At 35.6% G+C, this 24751-nt stretch carries 16 protein-coding genes, 1 tRNA gene and 1 pseudogene; 2 read left to right on the top strand and 16 right to left on the bottom strand.

Annotated elements, in window-relative coordinates:
* Positions 1–47: 47 nt before the first annotated feature.
* From IPP32_00090 to IPP32_00075, 4 genes are all read right to left on the bottom strand, one after another.
* Complete coding sequence (locus tag IPP32_00090; GenBank protein ID MBL0046489.1) at positions 48–3233, bottom strand: SpoIIE family protein phosphatase; 3186 nt, start codon at positions 3231–3233, stop codon at positions 48–50.
* Positions 3234–3435: 202 nt separating this feature from the next.
* Complete coding sequence (locus tag IPP32_00085; GenBank protein ID MBL0046488.1) at positions 3436–6510, bottom strand: T9SS type A sorting domain-containing protein; 3075 nt, start codon at positions 6508–6510, stop codon at positions 3436–3438.
* A gap of 200 nt (positions 6511–6710) precedes the next feature.
* Positions 6711–7706: a T9SS type A sorting domain-containing protein gene (locus tag IPP32_00080; protein ID MBL0046487.1), complete on the bottom strand. Its 996-nt coding sequence runs from the start codon at positions 7704–7706 to the stop codon at positions 6711–6713.
* Positions 7707–7867: 161 nt separating this feature from the next.
* Positions 7868–12811, bottom strand: coding sequence for a T9SS type A sorting domain-containing protein (locus IPP32_00075; GenBank protein MBL0046486.1), 4944 nt, complete (start codon positions 12809–12811; stop codon positions 7868–7870).
* A gap of 648 nt (positions 12812–13459) precedes the next feature.
* Here IPP32_00075 and IPP32_00070 point away from each other — a divergent pair.
* Positions 13460–13534 (top strand) — tRNA-Val (locus IPP32_00070).
* Here the strand turns inward: IPP32_00070 and IPP32_00065 are convergent.
* The 4 genes and pseudogenes from IPP32_00065 to IPP32_00050 form a co-directional block, all read right to left on the bottom strand.
* Positions 13494–14249: a recombinase zinc beta ribbon domain-containing protein gene (locus tag IPP32_00065; protein ID MBL0046485.1), complete on the bottom strand. Its 756-nt coding sequence runs from the start codon at positions 14247–14249 to the stop codon at positions 13494–13496. The two genes, IPP32_00070 and IPP32_00065, sit on opposite strands and share 41 nt — an antisense overlap.
* A 348-nt stretch (positions 14250–14597) precedes the next feature.
* Positions 14598–15056: pseudogene (locus IPP32_00060) on the bottom strand (recombinase family protein).
* A gap of 47 nt (positions 15057–15103) precedes the next feature.
* Positions 15104–15361, bottom strand: a complete 258-nt coding sequence (locus IPP32_00055) for a hypothetical protein (protein MBL0046484.1) — start codon at positions 15359–15361, stop codon at positions 15104–15106.
* 106 nt (positions 15362–15467) lie between these two features.
* Complete coding sequence (locus IPP32_00050) at positions 15468–16379, bottom strand: MerR family transcriptional regulator (protein ID MBL0046483.1); 912 nt, start codon at positions 16377–16379, stop codon at positions 15468–15470.
* Positions 16380–17212: 833 nt separating this feature from the next.
* On the opposite strand from IPP32_00050, the gene IPP32_00045 reads away from it, so the two are divergent.
* A complete protein-coding gene (locus tag IPP32_00045) occupies positions 17213–18433 on the top strand; it encodes an IS256 family transposase (GenBank protein MBL0046482.1) in 1221 nt (406 codons plus the stop codon).
* 555 nt (positions 18434–18988) lie between these two features.
* Here the strand turns inward: IPP32_00045 and IPP32_00040 are convergent.
* From IPP32_00040 to IPP32_00005, 8 genes are all read right to left on the bottom strand, one after another.
* Entirely contained in the window at positions 18989–19942 is a 954-nt protein-coding gene (locus IPP32_00040; GenBank protein MBL0046481.1) for a T9SS type A sorting domain-containing protein, read from the bottom strand.
* Between the two features lies 1 nt (position 19943).
* Complete coding sequence (locus tag IPP32_00035; GenBank protein MBL0046480.1) at positions 19944–20759, bottom strand: hypothetical protein; 816 nt, start codon at positions 20757–20759, stop codon at positions 19944–19946.
* On the bottom strand, positions 20695–21213 hold the full coding sequence (locus tag IPP32_00030) for a hypothetical protein (protein MBL0046479.1): 519 nt from the start codon (positions 21211–21213) through the stop codon (positions 20695–20697). Before IPP32_00030 ends, IPP32_00035 begins: the two co-directional genes overlap by 65 nt.
* Before the next feature lie 11 nt (positions 21214–21224).
* Positions 21225–21566, bottom strand: coding sequence for a hypothetical protein (locus IPP32_00025; protein ID MBL0046478.1), 342 nt, complete (start codon positions 21564–21566; stop codon positions 21225–21227).
* Entirely contained in the window at positions 21527–22678 is a 1152-nt protein-coding gene (locus IPP32_00020) for a hypothetical protein (protein MBL0046477.1), read from the bottom strand. The genes IPP32_00025 and IPP32_00020 overlap by 40 nt, the downstream gene beginning before the upstream one ends.
* Positions 22612–23484 carry a hypothetical protein gene (locus IPP32_00015; GenBank protein ID MBL0046476.1) on the bottom strand — a complete coding sequence of 291 codons (873 nt, stop codon included), beginning with the start codon at positions 23482–23484 and terminating at the stop codon, positions 22612–22614. The genes IPP32_00020 and IPP32_00015 overlap by 67 nt, the downstream gene beginning before the upstream one ends.
* A gap of 229 nt (positions 23485–23713) precedes the next feature.
* Positions 23714–24259: a hypothetical protein gene (locus tag IPP32_00010; protein MBL0046475.1), complete on the bottom strand. Its 546-nt coding sequence runs from the start codon at positions 24257–24259 to the stop codon at positions 23714–23716.
* Positions 24260–24376: 117 nt separating this feature from the next.
* On the bottom strand, positions 24377–24604 hold the full coding sequence (locus tag IPP32_00005) for a hypothetical protein (GenBank protein MBL0046474.1): 228 nt from the start codon (positions 24602–24604) through the stop codon (positions 24377–24379).
* Positions 24605–24751: the final 147 nt, after the last annotated feature.

The following is a 24751-nucleotide window of genomic DNA, read 5'->3' as shown; positions in this document are numbered from 1 at the left end:
TAAAATTCAACTTGGCATAAATGAATGATTGGGATACAAAATAAAACTCACACCCGCAGCCCAATCACCAAAATATCATCCACCTGAAATTCTTTTCCTTTCCAAATTTCGACAAAATTTTGAAGGTGAAATTTTTGTTGTGACATAGGTTTATCGGCTACTTGTAGAATTGTATCACGGAATTTTTTAGCCGTTAATTTTTTTCCATGCTCTCCGCCAAACTGATCAGCATAGCCATCGGTAAATAAATAGAGGGCTTCACCTTTTTGCATTAAAAACTCGTGTGATTCAAAAATTTGGGTATCCTCTGTGAATCCGCCGATAGCGCATTTATTAGCTTTAATAATTTCTATTTCCTTTGTATTTCTGAGTATCCATAAGGGATTATAAGCTCCGGCATACTTCACCCAATTGCTAGATAAATTTATAGAGCACAAACTTATATCCATCCCATCGCGGGAGGTGGTTAAGTTTTGTTTAAGCGCTTTACGTATGCCGTGATGCAAAAGGGATAATATTTGTGAAGGATCAACAATTTCTTTTGCAATAACAATTTCGCTTAAAATGGTGTTTCCAATCATGCTCATAAATGCTCCCGGTACCCCATGTCCGGTGCAATCGGCAGCTGCAATAATATGATATGTTGTACCATTTTTTTCGACCGAACCAAACCAATAAAAGTCACCACTAACAACATCTCGAGGCTTATATAAAATAAAGGAATCGGGAAAAACTTCATGAATGATAGATTCCATCGGAAGTATAGCTTGCTGAATGCGTTGGGCATAATTGATGCTGTCTTTTATATCGGTGAATGCTTCGGAAAGTAATTCGTTGGTATGTTTTAATTCAGTTGTACGCTCTTCTACTTTTTCTTCCAACTGTTTTTTCTCGTTAGCCAACTTGGATGTTCGCCATTTAATATAAATCACAAGCGATGAAAAAATTAATATAACGCCTATTGAAATAAACCACCAGCGTTGCCAAATAGGGGAATTAATGCGAATGGTATAAGCGATATCCTTTTCGCTCCAAATTCCATCTCCATTAATTGCCTTTACTCTAAATGTATAAGTTTTTCCTGAGGGGATATTTGAATAAATGGCTGTAGCGCTTGCAGAAAGAGTAGACCATTTTTTGTCAAATCCTTCGAGTTGATAAGTGTATTTTAAATTGTCGTCAACGGCTATTGCCTGAAAAACAAATGTTAAGTGATTGTCCTTATAGCTTAAATCAAGATTCAAAGGCAAGCTTGTTTTTTGGTCAGTAGTGAGGGTGTATTTTTTCCAATCCACTATTTGGTTAAACAAGAGTATATCTTCTAGCACCAATGCGGGTGGCGTCGTGTTTTGAAAGTCAAGTGAAGGACTGTATTTTGACAAACCTTTTGTTGTTCCGGCCCAAATTATTCCATTGTTATCAATATAAAGAGAGTTAGACGACATAAACAAACTTCCTTCCAATCCATTTTGTTCTGTAAATATTTTGATGGAATCAACTGTATAATCCGTTTTTAGTTTTAGTCTGTTTAATCCATTGGTTGTGGCCAGCCATAAAATGTTTTGAGCATCCACCTTAACTGAATAAATTAAATTTGAACTTAACCCATCTTTAGTTGAAAGAGTTGAAAAATTTTTACCATTGAAACAGCTCAAACCACCTTCTGCACTTGCAAAAAAAAGCGCTCCATTTTTATCTTCTCCAATTCCATAAATAGTATTGTCGGCTAAGCCGTCGGCAGTGGTATAATTTTTGAATTTATTACCGTTGTAACTATACACTCCTCCTTGGTAGGTGCCAATCCAAAGTGTGTTTTTACTGTCCATAAAAATGCTAAGCAGGTTGTCGTTTGTAAGACCTTCATTACGGCTATAATGGCTTACTTTATCAGAATCGACTTTAAATAAGCCTTGCCCGTAAGTTGTAATCCACATAGAATTAGCCGCATGAATTATTCCATAAACCGGAGTTGACAATTGAATTCCGTCCAACTCAAAAATGGATTTTTCAAGCTTGAAATTTTTCTTTTTATCAAGAATAAGGATTCCTTGATTGGCACTTCCCAACCATATTTTTCCCAAATTATCAGTAGCAATAGAATTTACGTCAAAATTTGTCAATTCAGGTATTTCGGTAATTTTCTTAAAACGATTCCCGTCGTAATAGCTCAAACCTAATGCTGTTCCGCAGAGCAATGTCCCATCCTGAGTTTGATTTAAGCTTTGAACTGTTTTGGTAGGCAAGCCTTCTGATTCATTAAAATTCAATATGGCATCATTTTTAAAGATGCAAAGGCCTTGTTCGGTTCCAATCCAAATATTGTTGGAATTATCGGCAAACAAGGAATTAATTAAGTGTGAAGGTAAACCAACAGCTTCGTCGTAGATAGTGATTTTATTTTCGGAATATTTGAGTAAGCCGTGCTCCCAAGTCCCAATCCAAATATTTCCTCTTGTATCTTCAATGAGTTGACTAACATAGTCTCCTTGCATTTCTTCCGCCAGATTCAAGGTGCTAAATGTTCCATCTTTAAACAACGAAACCGCACCATTAGTAGTTCCTAGCCACAGGGTATGCTTTTTATCTTCGAGGATACAAAATATATTATTAGATGAAAGCCCATCTTTTTTTGAATAGGTAATGCAACTGATTTTGTTTTTTGGAATGCTTGACTTTTGGATTTTGCACACTCCATAATGATACGTTCCAAGCCAATAGTTTTTTTCATGATCTTCAATAATTGAAAATACGGAATCGGTTGGAAGTCCATTAGCGCGTGTTATTTGCTTAAAAGTACTGCCATTGTAGACGATTAAGCCACCACCTTCTGTGCAAAACCAAACGTTTTTTTCGGTATCTTCATAAATGGAATATACCTTATGATTTAACCCGCTATTTTTTAAAATAAAAAATTTTATCCCATCAAATCTTGCTAATCCTTCAGTAGTACCAACCCACAAATTTCCACGACTGTCTTCAAGCACCGCTGTTACATCACTTGAAGGTAGTCCATTTGATTTGTGATAACTAATAAACTTACTTCCATCAAATCGATTTAAACCACCCTGAGCAGCTATCCAAATATATCCGGTCTTATCCTGACAAATATTCAATACATTAATATTTACCAAGCCATTTGAGATACTGTATTTTTTTAAATTGTAATGCTGGGCATTCGCAAAGGATGCAAGGAGTATGAAAAAGAAAATGAGAATGCGTTTATAAAAACCCATACGATTTGTGCATATTTCAAAACTATACAATTTTTTTAAAAGAGCACTTCTCTCAATACAAAATCAAAAAACCTTCGCAGTATTTTAAAGCAAAGGTTTTTCTTGGTTATAAAATTTCAATATACAACAAATTCACTAAAATCAGCTAATCAGCTAATCAGCTAATCGGCTAATCAGCTAATCAGCTAATCAACAAATCAGCTCACTCCACCACCAACTTCTTCCTTACTTCAAAATCACTCCCTTTGCAAATCACCGTATAAACACCGTGTACAAGCATGCTAATATCAAGTGTAGTGTTTTTTTCTTTGCTATCAGCATCAAGTTTACTAACTGCAACTCTGCCTAAAACATCATACACCTGAACGCTATGTAAATTTAAATCTGATAAAATAGTAACGCTTTCTTTGGAAGGATTCGGAAACATTTCAACCCTTTCTTCACTTAAATTATCATTTTTAATTCCACCAAGCGCTCGGTTTTTAATGTTACTTCTGGAAGTGGTAATTCCACTTGCACGAGCAGTTGGCGTGCAGATATAACTTCCTAAATCAGCTAAAATCCTATAACTCGAATAGGAATATGCTGCATAATTCGGAGCAATAATTGTTCCGGTTACACTTCCGGGATTTGTATTTATGGTTGTCCAAATTCCTGTGGAACTATCCAAACGCTGCAACAAATACTGTTGCACCAAAGTGGCAGATTGATTTTGAATATCGTAAGGGGTATACTGAAAAATCCCGTTTTGAAAATCGGTTAACAAAATGGTAGTATGAAAATCGCTCAAGCTACTTACAGTGCCGCATACATCCACAGTTGCCAATTTGTATCTGCGAATATTTGCTTGTGGGTCAGCTGTGGGATCCACATCAGTATATTCGCTCAACTGATTATAACTAACCGAAGCCACATAATTGTAATTGCTTGCATCCAATCTATATATTCTAAAACTATCGATATAAGTAATAAGCGGATCTTTTTCCCAAACAATTAAATTGTGTTCTGAAAGCGAATCCACTGTTGTTAAACAAATAGAAGGCGCAGCTGTTGGGTAAGTCACCACTCCAATTGTAAAAGGCAATGTTGTAGAACAAGCGTTTGAATCTCCTAATTGCACCGTGTAAATACCGGGACCAATTCCGTTGATACTTGAAGTAGTATCAGCACTTGACCAAAGATAAGAATAAGGAGGTGTACCACCGCTTGGTGTAAGCAATGCACTACCATTGTTAATTATACAGCTGGAAGAAACTAATGATAGGGTTCCCGTTAAATTCGCAGGCTGTGGAATGAATACAGTAGCTAACGTTTGCGCATGAACCGAATCTTCCATGTAAACTGTATAAGTGCCTGACGAAAGACCAGTTGCCGAAGATCCATTACCACCGGAAGGTGTCCAAGAATAAGTATAAGGCGCAGTTCCTCCACTTACCGAAACGGAAGCATATCCATCCTGCCCTCCATAACAACTTGTTCCTTTTATCGAATCCACATGAGGAACCAAGGTTGTTCCTAATAGTTCAAATAGAGGCCTAATCCAAACCCCTTCAGTAGTTCCTGCATAAATAAAACTACCAATACAAGTTAATGACCTAACAGTTGAATTCACTGGTAATCCGGTATCAACAGGCATCCATGTGGAGCCACTATTTTGCGACATATACACTTTATCAATAACTCCGATAAAGATATTGACACCCATTGTCGAAATAGCTTCAACACTGTATCCCGAATTGTACCACTGCACCCAGGAGGAGCCATTGTTTGAGGAAAAAAATACACCATAATCTGTACCGGCAAGCATGCCGCTTCCACTAGGTTCAAGTGCGTAAACTGCTGCGCCTGAAAGGCCCGAATTCGCTGGCCCCCAATTTGTGCCATTGTTAGTAGAAACGTAAACACCATTTGAAGCAGTACCTGCAAAGAGTGTAGTCCCAATAACTGCAATGGAAAGAATATCATTACCGCTCAATCCATTATTAATGCTTACCCAACTCACCCCGTTGTTGTTCGAATAATAAACACCTGAGCCTGAAGATGAGCCACAATAAATATTAGAACCGTTAAAAGCAATGCAACTGATATTTGATTGCCCAATTAGATTGTTTGCTGTCCAGTTGCTACCACCATTTACGGAAGCATACAAGCCACTTGAAGTACATGCATAAAGCATTGCCCCATTCAGCGCGACTTTATTAATTATTAAGTTGGAGAGACCATTATTTAGCTTAGACCAATTACTTCCATTTGTGCTGGAGTGAAAAACTCCTGCTGTTGGAACACTGGCATAGAGGTTGGATGAGTTGCCGGCCAAACTGAATATTTCTGTGGAGATTAATCCGGTGTTTTTTTCCATCCAACTCGTTCCATCATTTTGAGATAAATAAACTCCATTTCCACCCAATCCTAAAAATAAATTACTACCCCAATTAAAGAGTGATTGTGGAAAGAGGATGAAGACAGTTGGATTTATATTTGTCCAACTAATTCCATTGTTACTTGATACAAATACTCCATTGCCACCGCAAGTAAATAACTTTGTGCCGATAAATGCAATGCGATTAAAATAGCCTGACAAGCCTGTGCTTATTAAACTCCATGATGCTCCATTATTACTTGATGAAAAAATTCCATTTTCGGTACATGCATATAGGATGGAACTGTTTTTATTTAGTGACAGAACATTTTGATTTCCCAAACCTATATTTGCTGTTGACCAGTTGGAGCCGCCGTTAGAGGTGAAATAAATACCTCCCCCGTAGGTGCCAACAAAAATGGTTGATCCATTAATTAGCACGGAGTTAATATTGGAAGTAGATAGCCCGTTAGTTATATCCATCCAAGAACTCCCAAGATTGGAAGATAAAAAAACACTGCTTGATGTTACAGCAATAACAGTGTCACCGCTAGCTGCCAATGCTTCAATGGAGGATGAGTTTAACACACTCGGCGAAGTCCATGTTGAACCTTGGTCATTTGTATAAAAAATTCCACTATTTGAAGTGCCTACAAATACATGGTTTTTAGTTGTTGCAATTGAATAAATTCCTTTGTTTGCATAGCTGAAATTTATTCCTGTGGTAATATTCAACCAGGTATTACCATGGTTTGCAGATTTAAAAATTCCTGAATTTGTTCCCGCGTAAATTGCAGTGCTATCGGCCGCAAATGCGTAAATTTTCCCTCCTTCCGGTCCGTTGGTTTGAACCCATTGTGCTTGAACCGAAGAATAAAGAAAAAGGGCAAAAAGAAATAGTGCGCATTTTTTAAACATGGCCGACGTTTTAATGGTGAATAAGAAGAGCTTTAAATAATAAATGTAATTCTAAAAATAGAATTAATTAAGCTAAGATAACAATTCTTGAAATGTATTTATGGCGAACAATTCCAATACTGCTTCACTTCTCACATCAATAAAATAACACATCCACAAATCACCATATCAGCTAATCCGCATATTGACACATCAGCTAATTATTTTACCACCGTAAATAATTTACTCCTAAAGTTTTCCAATTGAATTGTATAATTCCCGGCGGCAAACGTTGAGAGACTGATGTCAGTTACCTCAGCATTCAACTTTCCTTTTACTACTACATTTCCGGTTTGGTCATAGATGGAATAACCTTGGCCAAGCATATTAGCATTTGTGGTTATGCTAATTTTATCTTTTGCCGGATTGGGAAATACAAGAAAATCAGAACTATTACCAGGTAGCGCAGTCACATCGGTGATTGCAGTGTACAAGCCCATAATTTCTGATGCACTCAATGCTCTGTTCCAAATACCTATATCATCAATATTTCCTTTAAAGTTTTGACCTGTGCTTCCGGTAGTTCCAAAATAGAGGGGATCGGTGCTATAGTTTACAGGACCGGTAATTGCTAGGCTTCTTACTAATTGCCCATTAATATAAAACTTCAAAGTGCTGCCGTCATAAGAACCGGTAATCATGTTCCAGGTATTGTTCATTACTGAATCAAGGGTATTGTAAGTTAAATAGGTTTTGCGCTGTGTGCCACCTATTGAAGACGCAACTTCAAAAGGCTGGTAGGGCAGGTTGCATAAGGTGCAGCTTGTTTTGGTTGGTTCATACAAAATGTATGAATTGGAGCTTGTGGAAACAATTCGTTTGGATATAATGTTGTTATAAATGGTTGGGTCTGTAACATATTCCCATGCCGATACAGTATAATTTCCACTGTGCATTAAACTATTATCAGCCACTTGAATTTTAGTCCCATTCACACCATTAAAATAATAAGCTGCATTGGGCACATTATTTCTATCAGCGGCTAATGTTGCAGCAGTTACTACACCATTCAACCCATTTCCACTTTGATCGTTTGCATTACCATTAAAAGGCCACCAGCCAACTAAACCAGAAGTTGGGACGTAGGATGGTATCTGAGCTAGTGTCAATAAGCTAAATGCAAAACAGCATAATCCGGTAGTAATTATTTTTTTCATTGTTTAGATTAATTTATTAGATTCTATTCAAACCTAAAAATACAATTATTTTAAGAATGACTAGACTTAAAATAATGGATTGTTTTTGAAAATATACCTGTTGGAAATTTATATTTGCTTTTATAGGCTCTTGTTGCTAATCAGAAAATCAACGCATCATCTCACTCCACCACCAGCTTCTTCCGCACTTCAAGCTCATTTCCTTTGCAAACAACTGTGTAAACACCTGCATTTAAATTGCCAACATTAATTATTGAACAACCTTCTTTCATGTTAGTGCTTTGAAGGGTTAAAATGACCCTCCCTAAATAATCATACACGAGTATAGAAGTTAATTTAATATATTCCGGATACATTATAGTTACAGCATCTTTAGCTGGATTAGGAAGCAAATGAAAAGTAGCTTCAATTGCTTTTGTAACTGGTGTTCCTACTATATTTTTATTTTTAATATTACTTCTTGAGGTTGTAATCCCAGCAGCGGTTCGAGCGGTTGGGTTGCATTCAGTATTCCAAACCCCTTCTACTTTCCAGCTTCCATTCGGATAAGCCGCATAATTCATATCATTATAATTGGTAGAGGAAGCACTTAATGTTTGAATCAAAACCCAATTGCCATCGCTTAAATTATCGCGGTAAAATTTATAATTCGTTAATTGTGAAATGGGCACTGCTTGGCCTTCAATCTTATATTCACTCCAGTTAAAATTTCCATTATTATTGTCTTGAAAAAAGATGCTTTGATGATAAGGAGATGCTGGTCCCATATTGCCACACACATCTTTTACGGCTATTTTATAGCGCCAAGTGCTCGCATTGGGATCTCCGTTAGCTTGATAGAGATGGCGCAGTGTGTCCACAAATAAACTCATTGAGTCATAAGGAACAACACCAATCAAAGCATAATTATTATTGGCAGTATCTCTATAAACACAAAATGTATCGCTTGAAAACTGGGGTACATTTTTTTCCCATGCAATCACATTAAATTTCGAAAGCGAATCAACAGTAACTACACAAATCGGTATCGATACAGGAGATGGATTCACTAACACTAGTTCGCTTGTATCGATGCACGTATTAGCATTGGTAATGATAACACTGTAATTCATTATGCTATCTGATTGTGATATATTATAAAGCGAATCAGTAGCACCTACAATTGGTGAATTGTTTAATTGCCATTGATAAGAATAATTGGAAGCATGATTAGCATGAAGTGTAAGCGTATCACCACTACAATTAAATGGAACTCCGCTATAACTTATAACTGCATTCGGATAGGCATAAATTTTTACTTCCATTTCATCATCCGAAAGATAGGCGTTCGTAGAATCGTATTGCGTCCATTTTAAAACGTAATTGGATTCAGCATTTCCTGAAAAGGTAGAACTAGCACTACTGCTATCACTAAAGCTTCCTCCCATGCCTGAAACTATGGTCCAGATTCCATTAGCATCTCCTAATTCGCCTGCGTTCAATTGAACAGGATTTGGATAACAACTAGTTTGGTTGGTTCCCGCAAAGGCAGATCCACGTGTCACATAAACTAAATAATCTTCTGTTTCGCCCCAGGTATACCCGCCGCAGGATGGTTGATTACCAGATATACCGTCTCTTAAAATAATGCGCAATCCGGTAATTCCTAATTTGCAATTGTAAGGAAGTAAACAATTGCTCGATATAAAGTTTACAGCTGCAGAAACAGTAGTACCTGAATAAATTAATTCATCATAATCACTGAAAATTCCATCGTGATTTAAATCTAAAAATACCTCTGCTAAACTCTGATAAAAAGGAAGTCCATTTGTAATTTGATGTATGGCTATGGGATAAGAAATACCTTGCTCAAATGTATCAAGTGGTAAAGAATAAAAATTTGTATAGGTATTTACTGCAGTGGTGTTAGAAAGCACAGGAGTTGCAATTCCATTTTGAAGTTGACCGAAACTAAAACTTCCAATATCTCCATAAATTGATCTTTCTGCAAAAGATGGACAATAACAATTAAGATATAAATTCATATTCACAACACAGGCCAAAGAGGTATCCACTGCCCCGCCATTTGAGCAGCTTGCAATACAGCGATAGTAGGTGCGTATACTTTGGTTTGTTGAATAATAACGCTTTGTGGCTCCGGGTATATCTTGCCACAATAGGCTGTCGGCTGAGCTTTGCCAGCGGTAGTTTAAGCCTACAGCGGGTGTGTGATTTGCAAGTGTTAACACAATTGGGGTATTTAAACAAGCCAATGGGGGATTGCTAATTGCTGTTCCGGCAGCCGGTATTCCGCTGCAAGGTGAACTGACACCAATGGTAATTTCATAATCCTCTGTTTCGCCTGATGGAAGCATAGTGCAGGCATCTGATGAAGTAAATAATGCACCTCTGCTACGAATTCTCATGCCTGTTTTACCGGGAATTGCATTTGCTGGAATAGTAATTTGTATTGTTTTGGCGCTCTGACAACTTGTGGTGCATATTGGATTCCATTCATTAGTACTATAAATATTGTCTTGATTATAATCAATCCAAACACCCATCCAGGTGGGCGCCCAAGCATTACCAATATATGGTGCAACAGTTAAATCATAAGAGATGCTTTGATACAAAGTAGCAGTAGTGTTGCCGCTAGGTGGAAAAGTAGATAGCTGGCTACCATTAAAAAAAGTACAGTTGCTATCAAAATTGTTTAAAGTGGTACCAGCTATCGAAACCTGACTGATGTAATAAACTGCGGGGCATGCGCCTCCTCCTAAATTTTGTACACAATAACAACCTGAAGGTTTCAAGCTAACCTTGATGGCTATTGAAGTATCCGCATCTGAATTGCAATAAACAATGCAACGGTAATATGTTGAGCTCAATAAAGAGGTAATTAAAGTGTCTGAATTGGCTCCAATAATTGATGTCCATAAAGCACTATCACTTGAAGATTGCCATTGATAAAATAATCCGCTGGAGGGCATGCTGCCTTGCAAACTCAAGGTAAATGGCACATTAGCGCAGGCAGAAGTTTGGCTTGAAGCAGTAGTGCCGGCACTAACCGCATTAATACACACTATAGCTGGCCCAATTGTAATTATATAATCTTCCGTTTCTCCCGAGTTAAAATTGGTACAGGCATCCGCTGCTCCGTTTGTATCGCCTAATGCTCTTGATCTTATTCTCATTCCGGTTTTACCCAAGACAGCATTCATGGGTATTCTTATTTGAACGGTTGCTGGAGAAAGATTGTCGTTGTTAATCTGAAACCATTCAAGTGAAGAAAATATATTGTCTTGATTAAAATCAATCCAAAGTGATTTTATCGAAGCTCCTGCATGACCGCCGGAAACACTAAATTTATAAAAAACACCTCTGTTTAAGACCGCGGTTGAATTTCCGGTATCTGCAAAAACAGATAGGTAACTCGAATTAATTGTAGTACATACATTATTTGAATTATTTAAACTGGTATTCACAATTGTAACATTACCAATATCGTGGTAGGAATTAATGCAATCGGAGCCCCCAAGATTTGATGTACAATAACAACCTATTGACTTTAAATTTACTTTTACTACGTCAGAAGTGTCGCTGCTGGAAAAGCAAAATAGTAAACAACGGTAATAAGTGCTTGCATTTTGTGAAACTTGAATACTATCTGAAACAGCGCCAATCAGTGAAGTCCAATTAATACTATCCGGCGAAGATTGCCATTGATACTGAATATCACTCGTGTTAGTATTTCCTTGCAAGCTCAATTCGAATGAACTGTTGCTGCATGCGTTTAAAGTTGAAGAAATTGCGGAGCCGGCATTTAGTGCAACATTGCACGTTAAGGGAGGAGCAATGGTAATAATATAATCTTCGGTTTCACCGTAAATAAATTGAGTACATGCATCTGTTGCACCGTTGAGTGACCCATTTGAATTACTTCTAATTCTCATACCGGTTTTTCCTGTCAATGCAGCAGGTGGAATCGAAAATTGCACAGTAGAAACTGCAAAGCCGGGTGCTCCCACTTGAAGCCATTCAGAAGCAGCAAATACTCCATCTTGATTGTAGTCAATCCAAACCGAATTAATTGGTCCTCCATTTATTGTCGAAACCGATAAAGTATAAATCAACCCTTTGTTTAAGGTGCATGTTGTATTTCCAATTTCCGGAAAAACCGAAATGTAATTCCCGTTAAAACTAGTACATATAGAGTGTGAATTGTTAAGGGTGGTATTAGAAATACTTACATTGCTAATAGCTAAACTAGCACTAGCGCAAGATGTTCCTCCTAAATTGGCAACACAATAGCAGTTACTCAATTGAGATTGCACTTTAATCGCTATTGAAGTATCAGCGTCAGCACTACAATGTAAAATGCAACGGTAAAAAGTGCTTATAGTTTGAGAAGTGGTAATGCTTGCTACACTTCCTAAAATTAAAGGATTCCACACACTGCTATCTGATGAGGATTGCCATTCATACAGTATTCCAATTGTTGATGTATTTCCTTGTAGGCTCAACGTAAATGGTAAATTATTGCAAATGGTGCTCTGACTTGCCACTGTGAAGCCGGCATTGAGGGGATTTGCAGTGCAAGGTAATGATGCAATGGTAACAGTATAATCTTCAGTTTCGCCAAAAACAAAATTACTGCATGCATCGCCAGCACCATTTGGAAAACCAGCCGAATTTGTTCGAATGCGCATTCCGGTTTTTCCTGTCAAAGCGGTAAATGGAATGCTAATTTGTTTGGATGATATTGCAGATCCAATAGTACCCACCTCAAACCATTCTGAACTCGAGAACATGTCATCTTGATTAAAGTCAATCCATGCAGAAACATTAGGTCCCCCATTTACTGCAGTTACCGATAGATTGTAGCCAACACCTCTATTTAGCGTAGCTGTGGTACCACCTGATTCTGGAAATGTACTAATGTTGCTGCCATTCACATAATTGCAAGTACTTGTAGAATTGTTTAGTGTAGTGTTAGAAAGCGTTACATTACTTATGGTAACCGACGCCGAAGGACAACTTGCCCCTCCTAAATTGGCCGTGCAATATTGTGCCGAAACAATTTTTGAGAAACAGATTATAAAAGTAATCCATATTAATTTTTTCATTTTCTGGTAGGTTTTTTAATTTAAACTAATGTTAAAATGGATTTTTTTTTGGCAGATAAAGTATGGAATAAAGAAACGAGAAATAGTGAAACATAAATGTAGTTTTTGAATCGCTCTTTCAAGTTTAAATTAGTTAAGAAGTAATTATACTTGGTTATTCCCACATGAATAATTTAATTACGGATGCATGAAAACAATAGCTAAGTTATGTAATTATACTTACGAAAGAAATTTTAATTCGATTTTTATGCATGCATCTTGTCCAATTATATTGGCACTTTGTTCTAGTGCTTGGTTTGAACTGCAAAACACATTTGAATTTATTTTCATTTTTTGCGATGGCAGTGTCTTACTGTTTCATTCTTAATCATTCTTAATCATCCACAAATATTTATGTACTATTTAAATAAACCCGCAAAATCGAAATTTGTAACTCATTGAAATATATAGCAAAAAGGAGGTTAAGTGAAAAGAAATAATTTTTTTTTCAAATTAATTTTGAGCAAAACAAAAAGTATCTATATTTGCATTCCCAAAAAAATAAGGGGTTTAGGACCTCAACTAGTTAAAAATTTAATTGGGAGCTTAGCTCAATCTGCCATAGGTGGAAGCATCAGCCCAAGAGATGCAAGAGCAAAGAAAAAAATTGGGAGCTTAGCTCAGCTGGTTCAGAGCATCTGCCTTACAAGCAGAGGGTCACTGGTTCGAACCCAGTAGTTCCCACTTCACAGGGCAACAACTCAAAAAAAGTTTGTTGCCCTTTTTTATTCCTTCCAGAATCCTTGATACTAGCGCAAAGTTTAAGAATCACTTCATTCACTTTTGTGGTTCGAACTCGATTATTTTCAAACTTGAATTTTTCTGGAAATATCGAACCAATGATTCGCTGTTTTATTTGGGTATCTGCCTTCTCGTAAGCAATATCAAGGTTTAGAATAACATTCTTGCAGGTATCGATAATTTTATCGTGTGAAATGGGTGCTGGGCTAAATTTGTTTTGTTCCTGAGATAAATCCATAATTTCCCGCTCAAATTTTGTCTTCATTTCATGGTATTCTAAAGAACTAATATCACCATCCAACATAAGCATTTGGGCATTTTTCAATCTTAATTTATTCTTCTCAATATCTGTGGCAACTTTGATTCGCTCGGTATTATTATTACTTGAGTTGTCCTTTAACCTTTTTGAAAGGTTCTTCATGAAGATGTTAATCTCTTGAGAATTGAGTCTAAGTGATTTAAGCTTTTGTGTAAATGCAGCGTTTGTATCAATGGCATTTATACGCTCCTTACACCCTTTTAGGCAATGGTAATAATAGAATTTATCTCCAGAACGACCAGTAGAGCCTGAGCCTGTAAGTGTTCTGCCACACTTAGGACAAATTAAATGCCCCCTTAAGGGTAACTCATCTCTGTAAGTGCTAATTTTATTGGGCATATTTCTTTTACGACCTGTTAAGATATCTTGCACCTTATGAAAGGTTACTTCATCAATTATTGCATCGTGAATCCCATCTACCCATTGAGCAGACTCATTTTTATATTTAGCAATAAAAATTTTACCGATATAGGTTTTGTTTTTTAAAGCTGCGGCAAAAGCATTTTTTGTGAGTTTAAGCCCTTCACTGCTTAGCATCCTCCTTAACTCTTCAATATTGTAAACACCCGTTGAAAATTGCTGAAATGCTTTTTTAATAAGTGCTTCATTTTTTCCTCCTTCAGGAACAATAATTGGTTTGTTTTTATCGTCTCTTGTGTTTTTATATCCGAAAGGTGAATTGCCAAGCCAACGTCCTTCTTTTTTTGCCCTTCGCATTCCCCTAATTACATTCAATGCACGTCTGTCATTATCCACTTCTGGAGATACAACATACAATGCTAACATTAATTTCTGTTCAGGAATATCCAAATCAAGTGGCTGCTCAATTGCTTGTGCTTCAACTCCTAATTTTCTGAGTGCTTTAATGGTGATGTATGTTTCAGTTGCATCCCGAGAGAATCTATCCCATTTAATAAATAATATATAATCTACCGAGTTTTTGTTAGTCTTGAGGTAGTCCATAATAGTTAGCCATTTTGGACGGTTGAATGATTTACCACTTTCATCATCGTGGTAAAATCCAAGCACCTCAATATTTTTTTGCTCACAATATTTATACAGCCTTTCCTTTTGGTCGGCAGGGCTGTAACCATTGTTTTGCTCATCGGTGGATACTCTCGAATAAAGAATAGCTGTTTTTTTCATCTTGATAAGTTAACCGCTCCGCACATGCGGAGCGGGATTTTTATTAATTATTTCCTCTTTAAATTTTGTAGTATTTCATTCATTTCGTTAACTCCTGTGTTTTCAATAATGGCTATTGCTATTTCAGCCAAATTATCTAGCCAGTCTCTCAATTTTAATAATTCTTCGTCAGTATAATTAACTGCACCATCATTAATAATTTTGCGGCATTCAGCGAGTGAAAGTTTTGAATTACCCAGTATGGGAAGATTTTCTTTTCTGTTTTTTAGATTACTACCATTTTCTTTTAGAGTTAGGTTTGACATTGTAATAACAAATAAGGTACAGGTCTGAGCTGTGATTCAGGGGCTGCACCGTTTTTATTATCCTGCTTGTGGCAGGTGATATTCTTTTTGATTTCATTAGATTCAATTATAGCTTTACTTTAATAGTATTCTCTATATGGGAAACAACACCTTTGTGACTTTTAATCGTAATGTTTTGGTAAGCCCCCTTCTTCATGATGTCCATAAGTTGGGATTTTGCATCTTGTGTTTTACTCATCTCTAACTCTTTCATTTTTTTGTCCTTAAAAATCACCTTGATGGAATCATACTCACCTGAGTTAATCAAATCCAACAGGTTAATTTCATTGGGTTGCAAAATTTTTAATTCTGTCATCACATGAGTAATATGTTCACTATATCCAGTCAGGAAGTTTTTAAGGATAGTCGTTAAGGAAATACTAATATGTAAATCATTAATTACCTTCAATACCTCCTCCTGAGTATTGAGATTTTGGTAAGGATGAATTATTACCGATCCATCTTTAAAGATTTCTAGCTTTATCTGTTCGTTTAATTGAATTGCATGATTTATCGCATAATAAAATTGTGTGATTTTTTTATTGGTAGGTTTCTTTTCTATTTGAGCATAGATCTTTTTCAATTTTTCCCTTTCCTCCTTAGAATAATTTTTAGTAATTATTTCAAATTCATCAGGGTTAGCTTTTATATTTTCCATATAAGGCTTCATGTTAAATGGTTGAAACAAGTTTTTTTTTGCTGCCTTAATGAGCTTTGTTGAAATGCCTATTTCCCTTAATTCGTCAACAGTCTTAATCCACATAAAATCAATAAAATTGAAGTTGCGCCATTTGCCCCCAGCGCTACGGTTAAAACTTAAAATACCTTGCTTATCCCAATAGGTGATATTTGTATAACTCACCCCCAAATCCTTAATTGTAAATCTCTCTTCCAACAGGAAATCTGTAAGCTTTTCAAGATTAGAAAATGTTGGTTCAGCTCCCCAGAATGGAGCAATGGATATATTTTGATTCATCATTAGTTAAATATTGGGTATGAATAATATTATATTTAATACAATAATAAATATAATTTATGTAAGTATACACATTTTACTAAAAAGTTTATGCTTTGTGTTTTTAATTTTGGTTACAAAGTTGTTGAGCTACAGTTAGTTTATAAAAACACTTGACAAAGATTACAAACACAATATTTACAGACCTCTTTCATTATATTTCCAAAGTTTTGATGATAATTCCGCTAACATCAAAGAAAATAGTAGATAATTCTAACCAACATTTATGATGTTACCACAATAAGAATCAATTATTCTCGGCTATTGCTAATCGCAAACTGATTCTAACAATAAATTTCTTTAGGATACTTAAGTATTTCTTTAGGGAATGATGGTTTTACTAATCAATAGCGCTAAGTAATTTCCGAATTACTGATATTGCAATGACTTTAGCTAACTAATAACTTAATATAAACTCGTTTTAATAGAATTATATTTCATCAAAACACATTTTTACTTATCAATTACTCATGCATTTGTGATAATAACTTATCAATAACTCATTCTTTCGTGATAATAACTCATCAATAACTCATTCTTTCGTGATAATAACACATCGATAACTCATTTTAGCAGATGATAACTCATTACTAACTCATTTTAACGAGTAATAACTAATCAATAACTCATTTTAGCTGATTGATTACTCATTAATTACCATATTTTTCGGTAGTATAAAGTAGATTGTGTAAACAGTTTTAGAGTGCGCCCAATACTGGCTGGCGCGGAGTGGAGCGTAGCGAAACGGAGCGCCAGCCAGTATTGGATTTTAACGTAACTTTAAAACAAATCATACAATGGACAAGAACAAAACGAAACCGGGTGAGCACTTCCCCAAAGGTTTTTTCAAGCAGTTTAAGAACAAGGAATCCTTTCAGGAATATTTTAATTCTGTTTTCAAGCAGGGCATTGAAGAGATGCTTCAATCCGAGCTAGATGAGCATCTTGGCTATTCAAAACATACTAAGGAAGGCTATAACACTGGTAATAGCAGGAACGGTTCTTTTCCAAAAACAATCACTACCGAGAATGTTGGGGAGGTCCTATTAAACATTCCAAGGGACAGGAACGGAGAGTTTGAACCTCAGGTGATCAGTAAAGGCCAAACCATCAGTAGCAAAATTGAAGATGCTATAATTGGTATGTATAGCCGGGGTATGACTACTTCTGATGTACGTAAGCAGGTAGAAGATATTTATGGATTACAAATTAGTGAAACCACCGTTTCCAATATCACCGAAGGCATAATGATATCTGCCAAAGAGTGGCAGCAGCGGCCTCTGGAACCTGTCTATTTTGCCGTATGGATGGATGGTGTTGTTCTCAAGATTAGAGAGGATGGAAAGGTGATAAATAAATGTGTTTACATTGTTATTGGACTTACACCAGATGGAATGAAAGAAGTCCTTGGGTTTTGGATTGAAAAAACAGAATCAGCTGCCTTCTGGATGACAGTTCTCACCGATCTAAAGCTGCGTGGAGTAGAGGATATTTTAATCGCCTGTACAGATAACTTAAAGGGCTTTACTCAGGCCATAAAAGCAGTATTCCCTGAAGCTGTAACACAACTCTGCATAGTGCATCAAATCCGCAATAGCTGCAAGTTTGTAGTGTGGAAGGATAGAAAAGAATTTTGCCTGGACTTAAAAAATATTTACACCGCTATAAACAGAAAAGTTGCTTTAGATGAGCTCGAAAAATTTAAAATAAAATGGCAAGCCAAGTACAAATATGCAATCACTTCATGGGAAGAAAACTGGGATAATTTAACCACCTATTTTGAGTATCCTCTGGAGCTTAGAAAGCTCATCTACACTACAAATACTATTGAAAATCTAAATCGTGGTATTAGAAAATACACCAAAACTAAAACCCAGTTCCCAAATGAAAATGCCGCAACAAAATCAATTTATTTATCCATAAAAAACATCGAGTTTGCTTGGGGTAAATCAATCAAGGATTGGGGAATAATACTGTATCAGTTTTTAATTATCTTTGAAAGCAGATGCCGTCTCTAGGCTGTTTACACAATCTACTTTACACTCTCTATTTTTCTTATTATTTTGAAAAAAATACCAGAATTAAGCCCATTATTTCCTCAATTGGCAAAGATATTTACGTTGTAATCTACAATTTTAAACCATAAACTGAATTATCGATGAAGTTCATGCATTGCGGATAATTCGGAGATACAAATTTCAATTAATTTCGATAGCAATTGGATACCATTTTGATGCCATTTCGATACTATTTGGATGGCAATTGGATGCAACATGATAGTTATACATACTATTTGGATACCTTTTGGATGCTCTTTCGTTAGATTTTTGCTCACATTGAAGCTTTATCGGTTTTCTTTTTCAATAATTTAGTTTGTTTTCAGCTTTATCAATAACAAAATGTATTTTATTCTAAAAGTCATTATTAATAACTCTGAAATATTTAATATTAAAGGCTTGGCAACTCTTCAGGATATTCAAAAGTTTGCCAGTAGTTTCTTAATTAATGTAAAAGGGCTCTGTGTGAGAGACTGAATAATGTCAAATCTACTTTTACAATAAATGAAGTTTTTATTAATCTATTACAATTCTATGCCTTAATGAATGTGAATTATCAGAAATTACAAGCTGATACACACCCTTTTTAAAGTTTGAAATATCCATTACGTATTTGTAATTGATTTTTCTGCTAAAAACAAGTTTCCCTGTCATATCGTACATTTTCATTAAAAAAGTTTCACTGTGACTATTGGATTTTAAGAGAACATTTAATTTGTCACTTGCCGGTGTTGGGTAAACCTGAAGTGTTAAATCGGCATCAATAACAATTAAACTTTTATCTTGATTGGCCTTTTTAAGTCTGTAGTTTTGAGCACAAGCTGTGTCACACTGGGAGTAATATATTGTTTTAAAAAGTTGGACAGAATCATTTGATGATTTGACGTATACTTTCATGCGAAATGTTGAATCTATTTCGAAACCAATTGGCTCATCATTTCCGATTACCATGTCGTTGTACATTGCTTTCCAATACATATTCCCCGCAGTATCATATTTTAAAGTTACAACATCATAGTCAATTCCGTTCCAACTTTTTCCAATTACATATAAAAAACTATTATCATCCATAAGAATTGCATAAGATGAGTCAGCACCACCATTTTTACCATCAAAAATTTGTTCCCAAATTATTGAATTTGTTGAGTCAGTTTTAGTTATATGATAATTCAATGAAACGGAATCCATGTTAGAAGAAACACTATAAATATTACCTAAGTTATCATAAACAGTTTGGTGGATAAGCGGCACTACTGGCGATACAAAAGTTTCAATAATCGTATCTATATTCGCTTGGGTATTGCCAATTGTTTTGAATTCTCGATTGCCAGAAGATTGAATTTTTATGTAATCATCAAATTCAAAAAGACTAATTGCGCCACTTTTAAGTAATTGCTCCGTTTCAATTTGTGAAATCCAATTGTTTAAAAATTTAATTTGTTCTTCTTTTAATTTTAAGCATGGAGCCAAACTATTCAAAAATTCTTAAGGCTGCTTCATAATCTCCAATCAATCTATATGTTGTTGCTAAATCTATTGAATAATAAAATTCCTTTAGGTCATCATCCTTTTCTCTACTCAATTCAATCAATCTACTTTCTGCTTTTAAAATTTTTGCACAATACTCATTACTTTCATCTACTTTGGCAATTTTATCTTCTATTATTAATACTCCAAATAATTCCTTTAGTTTTAAATATGCAAATTCTGTTTCCCAATTAATCCGACTTTCTTCATATGTAATTGATTTATTAAAAATATCATAAAACATTGAAAATGAATTAACAAAATTATCGCTATTCGATTCGTCAACAGATAACGTTAAAGCAGATTTCAAGGCATCGTTCATAGGAGTATTCCAGAAGTTTTCGCTTTTAACAGGAGGGCATTTTGGACAATAGTTAATTGGCAAGCCAAGCCCATAATAATTAATTGGGTCTGGGCTCGGGCCTTCTGCACAAACATTAAAATTTGGAGAATCATCAATAATATTAATTCGCCCTGTCAATGAATTACCAAGCAATGCAATATATGTCAGGTTACTTGGTAAGTTGGGTTTTGTAATCGGTAAAGGCTCATCTACCCATTTGTTATTATGAGCGGGAATAAATTTTTGTCCTGTGAGGGAATTGATGCTATATGTATTTATACTTCCAAGCATGACAGAGCCTTGATTTAGAATCGGGTTGTCTACAGTAAAATCATTGTATCCATTTTCAAGATTAATTTGATTTGTAGTTGTAAAGTTTATACTGTTTCCTCTGTCGGAAACTGTTATTACCTCCAAACCTATAGCCAGACGGGTTATTTATTAGTGGACTAACATTTAAAGATACATTATTCCACAAGTACATCGAATTGGTAGAGGCTGTAATATTGCAGCATTTTAGATTTAACCAACTTGTTCCCTCATAATAAATTCCTGTTTTATATGAACCAAATTGACTTTTATGAAGATTACAGTTGTTCATATAGGTGGCTGATGTTCCTGCTGATGAAATTTTTATGGCCTCATCGAAATTATCACCCATATCTTTTATATCAATATTCGTAAAATAATTTGGGGTGCTCGAGTTAACACCAGTAATTGGGAAATGACAGTCAATAAATTGAATGTTTTCCAGCATAACCCCTTTATCTTCAAACTTAAAAGCATTTAAACATCTTTCAAAAGTACAATTGTATAAACGTAACGTTTTAGCAGTTCCCCACATCAAATATGCACTGAGTCCATTTTTCAATGCAACAAAATTTACATTTTCAATATGATGGTTAGGAACTGCGCAAACCCAAAACCATCACCACCACCATGTTGCCCAGATATACTTGTGGCTTTTAAATTGTCTAAACGATAACTTGATGCCATTAGCCAACTTGCATCCCTTCCAAACTCAATTAAGCCATCTTTAATAACCTGAATACTTAAATTATCATCGGCTTTTACATAACTCTGTGCCACCACTTCTGCAACTTTATCTGTTTTACCATTCCCTTGTAGTGTTATTGAATTAATAGCGTCTCCATGTAAATTAATATCACCATTACCGACCCAATTTAATTTAAATCCAAAATATCCATCTCCGCTAAAATGCAACCAGCTTGAGGTTGCAGATTAATTATACCTCCAAATTGCAAGGTAGATTCTTCTCCGTTCAAATTAATGTGAGCATTTTGACGGTAATTGAAAACATAATCATTTAGTTTTATTTTACATTGATTGCTCGTCAAATTAGCATTCCCATTAATAATAAATGTGCCAGTATTTAAATGCATTTCACCGCCCGTAGATGCTGAACCCTTATCAAATAAAATGGTTCCGTTTGTGGGAATATTTATATCGCAAATACCCTGAACATCAAATAAAGAATGTTCTCCTTGAAGAATTATTTGGGCACCCGGTTCTATTATTAAGTTTACGCCTTGTTCAAGAATCAATTTTGAGTAATCTTCAATTTTAATGCGAGATCCGCTTCTTAAGTATAAGTTATCACCACTATGAAAAGTAACAACTGCTTTATTGGAAAACGCATCGTCGCCTAAAATAAATACTCCACCAGCCTTAATATCAATAGTTACTCCACAATCACAGGTTTGCACTTCGAATGTAGAACCTTGAATTGGAGGATTAACTCCTGCAGGAGGCATAGGACTTGTGGCAAAAGAGAAGTCGGCATTTGTATTTCTATTGATTAATAAAAAACCACCATTGTCAACAGTGCAATTGGTCAGGAATCGATTTTGGATGCGGCACATATTATAGGTGCCAGCATTGGGTGAAGATGCATTCAATAAAAACGGAAGTGTTGGCTCACTATTTAATATTTCTTTATGTGCCCAATCCATATTACCGGCTGGTGCTGAGTTGCCTGCGGTTAATCCTGACTCTAATTCTACATGTAATTTATTTGTTGATGAGGCATAATAAGCATCAAATGGATATTGAGGGCTTGGTAGATTATCAAATTGAATAGTTGAAGATACATTAGTAGTTAAACTTGGGTTACCGAACATACCCAAAGCACTTACTGTTGGAATGAAACTTTCATGAGGATTAGATGGTTGACCTGTTGGATTAGCATCTGCTGAACCCCCTAAGCCATATGAGCTGGGGTCTGCAACCGTTGCGTTGTATTCAACAGCTATTTGTTCAGCAGTGTACCTGCAGCCACCTGGTGCATTATCCCAACTTTCACTTCCAGCTGCCATATTTTTGTTTTACTATCAAATAAAAATGAAGCACTTGCGCATGCAGCACATGACATAGTGCCTGCAAGTATTGTTGATGGATTAGGGCCAAGGCCGGCAGCGGAATTTAGGAATCCTGCTGGAAAACAAGCTAATGCAGCTGTTTTAAATGCCTTCCGTGAAAAAGTCATGCTGCCACTTTGGTCAATTGCATAGCAATCACCTTTCATAAAAGTAGTGTTTAAACATAGGGATGGCGTCCATTCTGTTTTTAACAATTGCTGCCCCGCAGATAAATTATCCTGTTCAGACCCAAACTTACTTCCACAGGCCACTGCAACTTTTCTGCATTTTTGAGGAAATCCCATTCCATCAATTTCAGCCTGATAATTAATCCTATCTGTGAAAGTATAACTATTCCCATCATCGTAATGCTTAACAAGCAATTGGCGAGTTGCTGGTCTATTTAATTTTCTAATAAGTTGTTGCTGTGCTGAAATGCTTCCACCATTTCGACCATTGTGTGCAAAAAATTCCAGCCATTGTTGTAGACTAATCGGAATATTAGCACCATTATGAGGAGAATCAAAGGAAATATAATTTCGAACGCAATGTTTAAGATTGTGCTGCTCCATATAGTCGAGTGCGTAACGAGCTGTTTGCCCTCCCATACTTGCACCCAAAACTACTGTTGGTTGATGAGCATATCCTCCGCTTGCTTGACGTGCTTTTATTGTATTTAATATTTCCACAATAACTATAGCACTGCGTTGAATATAATCAGCGCCATCGTAAAAGTCAACAAACATAATATCAGTATCCTTCATTTAAAAGAGCATTTAGAATCTCAAGAGAATGGATAAACTCTATATTTCCCTTCAAGTAATTTGTTGCATCCGCTTGGTCATAACTTCTACCCCAAAACTCACACCAGCCAATATCCCTGTTTCGAATAATCTTGTTCCCATCGCTCATTGATGTCTCTGCACCAAAATCAACCTTCCACAAATACAAATGGCTTTTACTAACTGACCTTTAGGATGTCCGACTCCTAAGCTATATAAACATTTGCAAAGCCAAAGCCTGAAGCATGAGAAATTTGTGAAAATGGCAAAATGGTAAGGATACAGGATATTCATAGTTTGCTCCAAAGTATGGAATCATTGACGAAACAGCAATATTTTCGTCAATAGGAGGATATCCATTTGGGTTTGTTAATGCATCATAAGCTCCGATACAATATTCAATCGAAGAAGTGGCAGAAGCTTTTAAGTTTGTACCATTAGAATTTATTAATTTAACTCTAATATTTTTAGTATTGTTATTTGAATAATTTATTAGAATTTCATTACCAAAATTTACAATTCGATAGCCAACACCATCATCGAAATCAATTTCAATTTGTGCTGGGTCTGGTTGGTTGCTAATGAAGAAATCTCGGCTTAAGTAAAATTTTACATTTCCCTCCAACAATTTTTCCTTTAGGGGAGCAGCACTAAAAATAATTCCTTGTTCAAAGGGATCTGAGTTTCTAGGAAACACATCATAGAATTTTCCATTAACTACAGAAATAAGACTATCGGTAATTGCATTTGATTTCAACTTATCGTATTTACAATTTATTATAAGTATCTGAATTCTATTGTTGACTTGTATTTCATATGATGCCCTCTTAACAATAGTATCATGTTGGAATTGCAATAGGGCTTAGTGAGAAACTCAGTATATCACCCAAAATTGAAAGTGTGTAAAATTTTTAGTCGGTCTATTGTCATTTCCATTATAATGCCCGTCAAAAACAGAATCAAAAACAGGAAAAAGTAGATTACTTTGCATTCCACTTTTATTTAAAAAATGAGTAATGCTATCAGATTGGGCAAATAGGCATGTACTTGCAATTAATTGGATTAACAATCCAAAAATCACTTGGGTAAGTTTTTTTTTCATTTCGAAGTGTTTAAGTTTAATAATTAATATCTACAGTTATAGTATCAAATGGAATTGGTGTAAAGTTAAAGGGATGGTTTATAGCTATATTGTTCTTGGTTACAGTAAAGGAGTAGCTGTAATTAAAATTGCCAAGAAACTCATAGT

This window comes from Bacteroidota bacterium (assembly GCA_016721765.1).
Taxonomy (GTDB): Bacteria; Bacteroidota; Bacteroidia; order UBA4408; family UBA4408; genus UBA4408.
Note: the sequence above shows the minus strand (reverse complement) of the source record. Positions and strands in the feature narration are given on the sequence as shown.